This window comes from Pseudomonas sp. HB05 (assembly GCF_016756915.1).
Lineage (GTDB): Bacteria > Pseudomonadota > Gammaproteobacteria > Pseudomonadales > Pseudomonadaceae > Aquipseudomonas > Aquipseudomonas alvandae.
Map to the genome: position 1 here is coordinate 40,801 of NZ_JAESPG010000006.1, position 12,064 is coordinate 52,864.

The 12,064-nt window shown below is 62.0% G+C and carries 8 protein-coding genes; 3 read left to right on the top strand and 5 right to left on the bottom strand.

Annotation, left to right across the window (positions count from 1 at the left end; translation table 11 throughout):
* Positions 1-2 precede the first annotated feature (2 nt).
* From JMN22_RS08445 to JMN22_RS08460, 4 genes are all read right to left on the bottom strand, one after another.
* Complete coding sequence (locus JMN22_RS08445) at positions 3-1,328, bottom strand: HlyD family type I secretion periplasmic adaptor subunit (protein ID WP_198796806.1); 1,326 nt, start codon at positions 1,326-1,328, stop codon at positions 3-5.
* The gene (locus tag JMN22_RS08450; RefSeq protein WP_198796805.1) at positions 1,297-3,081 is read right to left on the bottom strand and encodes a type I secretion system permease/ATPase; all 1,785 of its coding nucleotides are present in this window, start codon (positions 3,079-3,081) and stop codon (positions 1,297-1,299) included. The genes JMN22_RS08445 and JMN22_RS08450 overlap by 32 nt, the downstream gene beginning before the upstream one ends.
* A 135-nt stretch (positions 3,082-3,216) precedes the next feature.
* Positions 3,217-5,223 (bottom strand): M10 family metallopeptidase C-terminal domain-containing protein, encoded by a 2,007-nt coding sequence (locus tag JMN22_RS08455; protein WP_198796804.1) that lies wholly within the window; start codon positions 5,221-5,223, stop codon positions 3,217-3,219.
* 111 nt (positions 5,224-5,334) lie between these two features.
* Positions 5,335-6,258, bottom strand: a complete 924-nt coding sequence (locus JMN22_RS08460; RefSeq protein WP_198796803.1) for a LysR family transcriptional regulator — start codon at positions 6,256-6,258, stop codon at positions 5,335-5,337.
* Positions 6,259-6,373: 115 nt separating this feature from the next.
* Here JMN22_RS08460 and JMN22_RS08465 point away from each other — a divergent pair, with 115 nt between their 5' ends.
* The 3 genes from JMN22_RS08465 to JMN22_RS08475 all read left to right on the top strand — a co-directional run bounded on the left by JMN22_RS08465 (position 6,374) and on the right by JMN22_RS08475 (position 11,310).
* A complete protein-coding gene (locus JMN22_RS08465) occupies positions 6,374-7,369 on the top strand; it encodes an aldo/keto reductase (protein ID WP_198796802.1) in 996 nt (331 codons plus the stop codon).
* A gap of 231 nt (positions 7,370-7,600) precedes the next feature.
* Positions 7,601-9,010, top strand: coding sequence for a putrescine-ornithine antiporter (potE, locus tag JMN22_RS08470; RefSeq protein ID WP_198796801.1), 1,410 nt, complete (start codon positions 7,601-7,603; stop codon positions 9,008-9,010).
* Positions 9,007-11,310 carry an Orn/Lys/Arg decarboxylase N-terminal domain-containing protein gene (locus tag JMN22_RS08475; protein ID WP_198796800.1) on the top strand — a complete coding sequence of 768 codons (2,304 nt, stop codon included), beginning with the start codon at positions 9,007-9,009 and terminating at the stop codon, positions 11,308-11,310. The genes potE and JMN22_RS08475 overlap by 4 nt, the downstream gene beginning before the upstream one ends.
* Before the next feature lie 16 nt (positions 11,311-11,326).
* Here the strand turns inward: JMN22_RS08475 and JMN22_RS08480 are convergent, their stop codons facing one another.
* Entirely contained in the window at positions 11,327-12,022 is a 696-nt protein-coding gene (locus JMN22_RS08480) for a tRNA (adenine(22)-N(1))-methyltransferase (RefSeq protein WP_198796833.1), read from the bottom strand.
* Positions 12,023-12,064: the final 42 nt, after the last annotated feature.

Consider the following 12,064-nt stretch of genomic DNA (forward strand, 5'->3'; position numbering starts at 1 on the left):
GGTCATTCCTCGATCATCGATTGGGAAAGAGCATTGCGAGCCGGCTGCATCAAGTACTGCAGCAGCGTGCGTTGCCCTGTGATAATCAACACATCCGCCGGCATCCCCGGCAGCAATTTGCGCTGGCCCAGGGTCCGCGCGCCTTCCTGGGTCACTCGCACTCGCGTCAGGTAGTAGGCCGTCCCGGTTTTTTCGTTGGTCGTGCGGTCGGCCGACACGCTGCTGACCTCGCCTTCGATCACTGGCGTGGTCGCACTGTCGAAGGCGCCGAAACGGATGTCGGCCCGTTTGCCGATGGCGATGCGATCGATATCCACCGGCGCCACCTGGGCTTCGATCACCAGGTCGGAAATCGACGGGACGATGTCCAGTAACGGCGTCGCTGGCCGCACGATGCCGCCGATGGTGTGCACCGTCATGTCGATCACCATGCCCGCCTCGGGCGCGCGGATGACTATGCGGCTGAGCCGATCCTCCAGGGCCGAGGTTTTTTCCTGCAGGTCGTATATCTTCGTCTGCACCTCGGCCAGTTGCTTGACCACGTCGGCGCTGAACTCGTTGTCGATCTGCAGGATCTGCAGCTGTGTCTCGTTGATTTGCAAGCGCGTGCGGTCGATGGTCGAGCGATGATCGGCGACCTCGGAACGCAACAATCCCAACTTGCGTTCCTGTTCGAGCAAGCGCTGCTTGTCGACGAATCCTTGCTTGAGCAGTTCGGACAGCTCGCCGATTTCGCCACTGTAGGATCTCTCCAGCTGGACCTTGGTGCCGACCATCGATTCCAGGCCCTTGATCTGCTGGCGGTACTGCCCAATGCGCTCGCGCAGCACGGCGATCTGGCCCAGGCGCGAGCCCTGCCGGGCGCTGAATACCCGGCGCTCGCCCTGGCGCGCCTCCATTCCCCGTACATTCTCAGGCTCGGTAATGTCGCCAAAGCCCACCGTCGAGGCCATGTCCCGCTCGGCAATCAGCCGCGCCTCCATGGCCTTGGCGGCGATCAGTTGGCTTCGGGTCATCTCGTATTCGAAACGCAGTTGCGCATCGTCGAGGATGATCAGCGGATCATCCCGCTTGACGACGTCGCCGTCGTGAGCCAACACCGCTTTGACGATGCCGCCTTCCAGGTGCTGGACGGTCTTGCGATAGGCCTGCACGGTGACGACACCTGGCGCATACGCCGCACCATCGAGCGGTGCGAAGGCCGCCCAGGTGCCGAACAGGCCGAAGATCAGCCCGACGATAATCACACCGAGGCGGCGTATCTTGTGGTCGGCTGTTGGCAGGTCGGCGAAGCTTTCAATTTGACGACTGGGCACCACAGGGTTCATCGGAATCACCCTTGCCGGCATCGACCGAAGCCACGCCGGAGGTTGCGGGCACGGCTGGCGTCTGTGCCTGCTGTCGCTGCGCGTTGAGTTCGGCCAGGACATGCTCGCGAGGCCCATAGATGCTGATGACACCGGCGTTCAACACCATCAACCGGTCAAGCTGCGACACGATGTTGGTCCGGTGGGTAATGACGAACAACGTCGCGCCAGTCAGCTTGAGCTGCTGCACGGCACCGGCGAGGGCGCGGTCGCCGACATCGTCCAGATTGGAGTTGGGCTCGTCGAGGATGATCAGTCGCGGGCTTCCATACAGCGCCCGCGCCAAGCCGATGCGCTGGCGTTGTCCGGCCGAGAGCATGATGCCTTCGCTACCGATGACGGTGTCGTAGCCGTCGGGTAGCAGCAGGATCATCTCGTGGACCCCGGCGGTCATCGCCGCCAGGATGACTTTCGCCGAATCGACCTCGGCGAAACGGGCGATGTTCTCGCCGACGGTGCCTTCGAACAATTCGATGTCCTGGGGCAAGTAACCGATATAGGGACCCAACTCCTGTTTGTCCCAGGCGCTGATGTCCGCACCATCGAGCCGAACCACCCCGTGTTGCGGCGGCCAAACGCCGATCAACGCCCTGGCCAGGGTCGACTTTCCCGCCGCGCTGGGGCCGATGATGCCGACCGTGCAGCCGGCCGGCGCGCTGAAGCTGATGTTCTTGATGATCGGCGTCCTGGAGCCCGGCGCCGCGACAACCAGGTTTTCGACCTGGACATGCCCTTGGGGCGCTGGCAGAGACATGCGCTCGGGTTGCGCTTGCAGCTTGTCCAGAACGTCGTTCAAGCGGCCATATTGTGAGCGCGCGGCGATAAACCCCTTCCAACTGCCGATGATCAGGTCGATGGGGGCCAGTGCGCGCCCCAGCAGTATCGATCCCGCGAACACCAGCCCCGCCCCCACTTGATGGTCCACCGCCAGGTACGCCCCGAGCCCCAGTACCAGCGATTGCACGAGGAGCCGGAAGGTCCGCGAAAGCGTGCTGATGATGGCGCCTCGGTCGCTGGCCAACGACTGCAGGAGCAGCACGTTGCGCTGCCGCCGTCCCCAACGGTCCATCAGGGTTTCAAGCATGCCCATGGATTCGATGACTTCGGCGTTGCGCAGATTCTTCGTCGTGTGGAGCGTGGCCCCGATATGCTCCTTGTTGGCCTGGGCCAGCGCCGGTCCCGTCAGCCGCTCGTTGAGCACGGCGAGCGCCAGCAGCAACAGCGCGCTGCCTGTCGCCACCCAGCCAAACCAGGGATGGAAAAGAAACATCACAGCGATATAGATCGGCAGCCAGGGCGCATCGAAAAACGCGAACAACCCGTTACCTGAAAGAAACTGCCGCAAGCCGGTCAAGTCGTTGAGGGATTGGGCTGACGCATCCATCCCGCCACTGTCCAGGGCCCGTTTGAAGCTGGCCCTGTAGACCTGGCGACTGAGCAGCACATCCAGGCGGGTACTGACCCGCACCATGATCCGTGAGCGAATCCATTCCAGGGAGCCGAGCGTAATCACCAGGGCGGTCATGATCAGCGTCAGCATCGCCAAGGTCGTGAGGCTTCCACTGGTGATCACGCGTCCATACACCTGGAGCATGTAGAAGGTCGGGACCAGCATCAGCGCGTTGATGAAAAAGCTGAAAAACCCGACAGAAATGAAACTCTCCCGGCAGGCTTTCAGCGCTTTCTTCAGACTGCTTTCAGGTGCGCTTCGCATTGAAACCCCCTGCCCGGATAACCCTCCTCTGGAGCGTAGATCATGCCGGACAGGGGCGTGTAGCAATTGGCCAGAATGTTTTCGGATCCAGTCCCCGGCGACAATCGGGGACCAGGACACGGGATGGCCGGTCGTCTAGCCGAATTGCTCCGGTGCCGCTACGCCCAGGAGCTGAAACTCGGCAGAAGCGTCCTCGCCGGAAGCAAAGATGAAGTTATTGTCGCTCAATTGCGAAGCCACATTGCCCTCCAGGGTGATCTCGAATCGCCGTCCTTCTTCATCGGCGTTGTAGCTTTTCAGGTAGGTCCGCTGGCCGTCTTCGCTGACCACCGCTCGCAGCGATGTGTAGTAACCGCTCCAGAGCTCGGTGAAGCCCAACGCAGACACATCGATCTTGTCGGTGAGCGGATTGAAGTCAGTGATCCGATCCTGGAAGTTGCCGTCGGCCGTGCGAAAGCTGTCCGCCAGGGCGTCGTAGCGAAAGACATCCGAACCTTCGCCGCCCGTGAGCACATCACGTCCCTGGCCGCCTTCGATGACATCGTGCCCATTGCCGCCCGAAACGACATCGTTGCCCGCCCCGGCGATGATCCGGTCGCCGACCACCGAGCCCACCAAGCGATCGGCCGATTCCGTGCCCTGGATCAGGTGCGGCGCAAAGATCACGTTGGTCTCATTGAGGGCCTGGGTCAGGTCGCCGTCCAAGGCCAGTTCGAAACGATGCCCCTGCCAGTCCGGTTCGAAGCTTTTCAGATAGGTTCGCGTCCCGGCCTCGTTGACTTGCACCGCCAGGGTTCCGTCCAATCCATTGCCGAACCCGCTGAACCCCAGCGACGTCAAATCGATGCGATCCAGGTTGGCGTCGAAGTCGGCAATGCGATCACTCACGACTTGGCCGTCGATGCGATAGCTGTCGCCGATCGTGTTGATCCGAAAGACATCGGCACCGGCGCCGCCCTCCAGCACGTCCCGTTGCCCCGCGCCGTCAAGCAGGTCGTCACCGTCGTGGCCGCTGAGTCGTTCCGGGACATAAGTGCCTGACAGGACATCATCGCCCTGCCCCCCGTCGATACGCGGCAACACGCCCTCAAGTGCACCGAAGGTGGTGTCGAGCGTGCCGTCGGGGTTAAGCCGGATGAGGCTGAAATCAAAGTTGCCGTAATACGTGCTCTGTCCCGTCACGAGGATTTTTCCGTCCTCCAGCACGGCAATGTCCCGCACCGAATCCCGGTCGCCGGCCAGGTCGAACACCGCGACGCCAGCATCGCCAAAGCTTGTGTCCAGGGTCCCGTCGTGATTCAGCCTGATGATTTTGAAGTCAAACCCCGTACCGTCTGACTGGACGCTACCCGCCACCAGGATCTTGCCGTCGGCCTGGACACGGATCGAATCAGCCAGGCCCGCGACCGAAATGTCTGCGGTGCCGTCCGTGCCGAAACTGCTGTCCGGACTACCGTCGGCATTCAATCGCGCCACCACGAAGTTACCGTTGTAACCCGGCACGAGGATTTTCCCGTCCGCTTGCAGCGTGAGGCCAAAACCTTCCGGTGCCGTGAGATCGGGCACGGTGAAATTCACTGAATCGCCGCCATTGAAACCCGTGTCGAGCGTGCCATCGGCGTTGAGTCGATTGACCGAAAACAGCCTCTCGTAGGAGTCGTAATTGGAAACGAGGATCTTCCCATTCGGTTGCACAGTCGCGCCGGCGAAATCTCCCCATGCCGCCGGCGCCGAGGCAGTGCCGTTGACGCCGAAGCTTTGATCCACCGAACCGTCGAGGTTCAGGCGAACCATGGCGACGGTGGATGAAGGTGTTTGCGGATAAACCATCAGAAACTTGCCGTCCGGCTGGACGGTCGCACTGTAGCCTTCCCCCGGGTAGACATCGCGGGCAAGCAGTGTCTTGCCGTCGTCGCTGAAAGAGGTATCGAGCGTGCCGTCGGCGTTGAGCCGAATCAGCGAAGCCCTATAGCCTTCGTATTCCTGGTCCGGGTTGTTCACCCCGGTCATCCCGGCCAGCCAGATCTTGCCATCCGGGGCCACGGCTATCCCCGCCGTGTTGTTGTAGCCATCCAGGTCCACGAAGGATTTCCCGGTACCGGCGCGCGCGGCCGATCCCGTGTCGATGTATGAGTGGTTCATGCTGGACCTCGCCATGACGAAGGAAACTCCAAAAAATCGGGCACCTTCTAAAATAGCCCGTCAGGCCGGGTTCGCCAGCTTTGGATCCAGTCACCTAAGCCGAGCGGCTCCCTAGACCCTCACCATCAAGGTGCCTTGGGCATCCGCCGCGCCATGCAGCAACTCGATGACCCAGTCGATGAACACCCGCACCCTGGGCGACAGCTGTCGATGGGGCGGATAAACCATCGAAATCGGCCAGGACGGCACGGGATGATCGCTCAACACTTGCACCAATCGCCCTTCGGCCAACTGCCGCTGGACGTGGTAACGCGGCGCCTGGATCAAGCCGAAGCCGGCTTCACAGGCTGCCACATAGGCATCGGCATTGTTGAGGATCAGATCTCCCGGCAGCTGCATCTCGCGAACCCGCCCCGCCACCTCGAATTCGAACGGAAAGAACCGCCCATTGCCGGACGCAAAGGCGATCGCGCTATGGGCCGACAGTTCTTCCAACCGTCGGGGCGTGCCTGAGCGAGCCAGGTAGCCAGGGCTGGCACACGTCACCTGGTGCAATCGCACGACCGGTCGCGCCACCAGCGCCTGATCCGTGATATTCCCGGCCCGGATGGCGCAATCGACGCCCTCGCGTTGCAGGTGTACCTGCCGGTCGTGGAAACCGATGTCCAGCTGGAGCTGCGGATAACGTCGATAGAAATCCGGCAGGTTCGGCACGATCCAGGTGCAACCGAAGGCGATGGGCATGTCCACGCACAACGTGCCACGGGGTTGGCTGCGTTGCGCCGAAAGCGAGGTTTCGAGGTCGTCCAGTTCATCCAGCAACTGGCCGCAGCGCTGGTAATAGGCTTCGCCATCGAGGGTGGCGCGCACTTGCCGTGTGGTGCGCTGCAACAGTTGCACGCCCAAGTGGCTTTCCAATTGCTGGATCAACAGGCTGACGGTGGCGCGAGGCAGCCCCAGGTCGTCGGCCGCCTTGCCAAACCCGCCCAGCTCGACGATGCGCCGGAACACCTGCATTGCCTGTAATCGGTCCATCGATGCCTTCCACTGTTTAGAAATTACGAATAGTTAAACCAAAAATCGCGGGTTTATCCAGAAAATCCCTTGCTTGAGACTGCGCTGGTCGTTCAATCCAAGGAGTCAAATCATCATGATCACCCGCCAACTCGGCCATCAGGGCCCACACGTCAGCGCGATCGGCCTGGGCTGCATGGGCATGTCGGATTTCTACACCACCGGTACCGACGAGCGAGAATCGATCGCCACCCTCCACCGCGCCGTGGAGCTGGGCGTGACGCTGTTCGACACGGCAGACATGTACGGACCGCACACCAACGAAGAACTGCTCGGACGGGCCCTGCGCGGTAAACGTGAAGGGATCTATCTGGCGAGCAAGTTCGGCCTGGTGCGCAGCGACGATCCCCATGCTCGGGGCGTCAACGGTCACCCCGAGTATGTCCGCCAATCCATCGAAGGCAGCCTGAAGCGCCTCGGCACCGATTACCTCGATCTGTACTACCAACACCGCATCGACCCGCAGGTGCCGGTGGAGGAAACGGTCGGCGCCATGGCCGAGCTGGTCAAGGCCGGCAAGGTCCGCCACATCGGCATCTCGGAGGCCAGCGCCGAGACCATCCAACGAGCCCACGCCGTGCATCCGTTGGCGGCGGTGCAAAGCGAATATTCGTTGTGGTCCAGGGAACCGGAACACAACGGCGTGCTCGACACCTGCCGGCACCTGGGGATCGCTTTTGTCGCCTACAGCCCTTTGGGGCGCGGCTTCCTGACGGGCGAGCTGAAAACCCCCGAGGATTTTGCCGCTGACGATTATCGGCGCTTCAACCCGCGTTTCCAGGCCGATAACTTCTATCGCAACCTCGAGCTGGTCGAACGCGTCCGGGCCATGGCCGAGCAGAAGCAAATCAGCGCCGCGCAACTGGCTCTGGGTTGGGTGCTGGCCCAGGGAAGCAATGTCATCCCGATCCCGGGCACCAAGCAGCGTCGGTACCTGGAAAGCAACGTCGCCGCCGCCAGCGTTTTCCTGAGCGACGATGACTTGAACCAGTTGGACGCCATTTTCGGCCCTGAAGGCGCCGTGGCCGGCGAGCGCTACAGTGCCGAGGTGATGACCTTGCTCGACGGCTGATCGTCGTAGACCCGGGGGACCTCACAATCCGTGGCGAGGGAGCTTGCTCCCTCGCCACGGGGCCATCGTTTTCCTTGAGTGACCAGCATTACCCTCGCCACGGGATGATTCGATACATCGAGTTCATCCCTGAGCGCTAACGAGAGCCAGATCCTGATACGACTCATTCTTGCTTACTGAGAATCCTCTGCTATGACTTAACCGGTCACTTCAAGTCTGTGAGGCAAGGGAATGTCAGCCGCCAAGAAAATGAGCGTGGGGCAGCTGACCATGCTGACCGCCGTCAACATGCTGGGATCGGGCATTGTCCTGTTGCCCACCAAACTCGCCGAAGTCGGCGGTATCTCGATCCTGTCCTGGCTGATCACCGCCACGGGCTCGCTGGCATTGGCCTATGCGTTCGCCCGCTGCGGCATGCTCAGTCGCAAGACCGGCGGCATGGGCGGCTACGCCGAATACACCTTCGGCAAATCCGGCAACTACATCACCAACTACACCTATGGCCTTTCGCTGCTGATTGCCAACGTGGCGATCAGCATCACTGCCGTCGGTTATATCCAGACGCTCTTTGGAATAAAGCTCGACTCGGTCCAGGTTGGCCTGGCCACCATCGCGCTGTTGTGGCTGACCACCTTCGCCAATTTCGGTGGCGCACGCATTACCGGCAAGATCGGCGCCGTCACCGTATGGGGCGTGATTGCCCCGGTGGTGCTGGTCTCGACCGTCGGTTGGTTCTGGTTCGACAGCAGCGTCTACGCGGCCGGGTGGAACCCCCACGACAAGACCTGGTACGAAGCGGCGGGCGCTTCGGTGGCGATCACCCTCTGGGCGTTCCTCGGGCTGGAGTCGGCGTGCGCCAACGGTGACGCGGTGGAAAATCCCGAGAAGAACGTGCCGATCGCCGTCCTTGGCGGGACGCTCGGCGCCGCCGTGATCTACATCGTTTCGACCAACGTCATCGCCGGCATCGTCGACAACGCCGAGCTGGTCTCCTCCACCGCACCGTTCGGCCTGGTGTTCGCCAAGATGTTCACGCCCCTGGTGGGCAACATCGTCATGGGCCTGATGGTGCTGGCGTGCGTCGGCTCGCTCCTGGGCTGGCAATTCACCGTCGCACAGGTTTTCAAGAGCTCAGCGGATACCGGCTACTTCCTGCCGATCTTCGCCAAGGCCAACAAGCACGGTGTGCCGATCATCAGCATGTTGATCCTGCTGGCGATGCAGACCGCGATGGCGCTGCTGACCATCAGCCCCGACCTCGCCAAGCAGTTCGACACCCTGGTGAACCTCGCCGTGGTCACCAACCTGGTGCCGTACATTCTTTCCATGGCGACGCTGGTGACCTTGCAAAAGGTTTCCAATGTGCCGGCGAACAAGGCCCTGGTGACCAACATCGTCGCGGGCATTGCCGCGGCCTACAGCTACCTGGCGCTCTACAGCTCGGGCGAACAAGCGTTGATGCTCGGCGGCGTCGCGGTCATCGTCGGCTACACGCTGTTCGGCTACGTCAACACCCGCCTGATTCGCCTGGAAGCCATGAACAACAGCGTACCGACCCAGACCGTCGCGGCGCAGCACATCGTTGGCGAGGCGATTCCCGTCAACCACTTGAAGGCGGCTAACCTGGAGGCACTGCCATGACGGAACATCGAAATCTATTGGGCATGCTGGCCTTGCTCGTCTCCAACGCACCCGACAAGCGCAGCGTATTCGGCCGGGCCCTGCTCCAGTTGATCAGCGACGTGGAGGAACGCGCCGTCAACGTGCTGACCTCGGAAACCCTGAGCGACGCCAAGTCGATCCTCAGTTCCGACCCGGCGATCCAGTGCGTATTGATCAGTTGGGAAATGGACACCAGCGACGACCACCGTGAATGCATCGACCTGCTCACGACGCTGCGCGAGCGCAACACCCGTGTGCCGGTGTTCCTGATCAGCGATCGCAGCACCGCATCCAACGTGCCGCTGATCGTCATGCAGCACGCCGACGACTTCATCTGGCTGCCCGAAGACACCAGCCGCTTCCTGAGCGGACGGATCCTTGCGGCCATCGAGCGCTATCGCCAGGCGGTGTTGCCGCCGATGTTCGGCGCCCTGCTGAAATTCGCCCGCAACTACGAGTATTCGTGGCATACACCAGGCCACGCCGGCGGCACGGCGTTCCTGAAAAGCACCGCTGGCCGGGCATTCTATGAATTCTTCGGGGAAAACCTGCTGCGCTCGGACCTGTCGATCTCCGTCGGCGAGCTGGGTTCGCTGCTCGACCACAGTGGCCCCATCGGCCAGGGCGAGCGTTATGCCGCCAAGGTGTTTGGCGCCCATCGCACCTACTACGTGACCAACGGCTCGTCGATGTCCAACCGGGTCATCCTGATGGCCAGCGTGACGCGGGACCAGATTGCCTTGTGCGATCGCAACTGCCACAAGTCCGCCGAACATGCGATGACGCTGTCCGGGGCGATTCCGACCTACCTGGTGCCGACCCGCAACCGCTACGGCATCATCGGCCCGATCCTGCCGCAGACCCTGAGCGCCGAAGGCGTGAAGGCGGCCATCGCGAGCAATCCGCTGGTCAGGAGTCACATCGACCCCACGCCAGTGCACGCGATCATCACCAACTCCACTTATGACGGCCTGACCTACAACGTGACGCGCGTCGAGGAACTGCTGGGCGAAAGCGTCGATCGCCTGCATTTCGACGAAGCCTGGTACGGCTACGCGCGGTTCAATCCGTTGTACAAGGATCGCTTTGCCATGCATGGCAGCCCGGACGACCACGACCCGTCGAAACCCACCGTGTTCGCCACCCAGTCCACCCATAAATTGCTGGCCGCGCTGTCCCAGGCTTCGATGATTCATGTGCGCAACGGCCGCAACGCAATTCCCCATGGGCGCTTCAACGAGTCGTTCATGATGCACGCCTCGACCTCACCGAACTACGCGATCATGGCCTCGTGCGATGTCAGCTCGGCGATGATGGAGGCACCCAGCGGGCAGATCCTCACCAGCGAATCGATTGAGGAAGCCGTCGCCTTCCGCCAGGTCATTTCCCACATGCAGAGCGAGATGCACAGCCAGGACGATTGGTTCTTCTCCTGCTGGCAGCCGCCATCGATCAGGGTGGATGGACAGGCGATGCCGTTTCACAAGGTCGACCCGACCCGGCTGAGGACCGACCCGAGCTGCTGGGTGCTGCACCCCAATGAAATCTGGCACGGCTTCGGTGACATCGAAGACGGCTATTGCATGCTTGACCCGATCAAGGTCTCGATCCTCACCCCCGGGATGGGCGACGACGGCAACCTGCTGGATTTCGGTATTCCTGCGTACGTACTCAGCGCCTACCTGGGCACCCAGGGCATCGTGGTGGAGAAAACCACGGATTTCACCATCCTGTTCCTGTTTTCCATCGGCATCACCAAAGGCAAATGGGGCACGTTGGTCAACGCCCTGCTCGACTTCAAGCGTGACTACGATGCCAACCTGGAACTGGAGCTGTGCCTGCCCGACCTGTTGAGCGCCAACCAGCAGCGCTACGCGGGGATGGGCCTCAAGGACCTGGCCGAAGAAATCTTCACCGCGATGAAAAAAATCAAGACCACCGCGGCGATGGCCAAGGCGTTCGGTACGCTGCCCAAGGCACAGTTCAGCCCGGTGCAAGCGTACGAAAAACTGGTCAGGAACGACGTCGAACTGGTGACACTGGACGAGGCTGCCGGGCGGATCGCGGCAACGGGTGTCGTGCCGTATCCGCCGGGGATTCCCCTGTTGATGCCAGGCGAAAACGCCGGCCCCCTGGACGGGCCAGTGCTGAACTACCTCAAGGCGCTAGAGACTTTCGACCGGTCATTCCCGGGGTTCACCCATGACACCCACGGGATCGAGAGCGATTCGGGCACCTATCGGATGCTGGTGCTGAAACAAGGTTCGACGCAACAGTGAGGTCAATCCCGCCGGCCTAGGCCAGCAGTTCGGTGATCCACCGGACCTGCCGGGCAATCTCCTGGGTCTTTTCCTCGGGCACTGCTTGCTGCGCCCGGGCAAAGTTCGCCAAGGTCTTCTGCTTCAGGCGCAGCATGCGTTGCCACTTCGCCAGGAATACCGGGCTGCGGGCTTGCAGTTGCAACGGGCCGAAGTACAGCGCCTCGGCGCTGTACTTCACGGGCCCGTCGCGCTCGGCAACGATGATTTCGTAGTAGAAGCGGTTCTCCCGCAGCACGTCCTCATGCAGGATGCGGTAGCCGTTGTCCATCAACCACTGGCGCAGCGGTTGTTCGCCGCCGTTGGGCTGCAGGATCAGGCGTTCCCGACCACTGAGGCGAGCCTTGCCGACGGCGAGGATGTCGCGAATCGTCTCGCCGCCCATGCCGCACAGACTGATCGCCGTAATCCCATCGGCCGGCTCGATCGCCGCCAGGCCGTTGGCCATGCGCACGGTAACCCGCTCCTCCAGGCCGCTTTCACGCACGGTGCGCTCGGCCGAACGGAACGGCGTCAACGCCACCTCCCCGGCCACCGCCGCCGTGATCACGCCACGCTTGATAAGCGCCACCGGCAAGTAGCCATGGTCCGAGCCGATATCGGCCAGGCGCGCCCCTGTCGGCACCAGCTCCGCCACACGCTCCAGGCGCATGGACAATGTCTGTTCGTTCAAACGTCCCATCCCTATTTCATCATTTTTGGGGCTTTGCCCTGG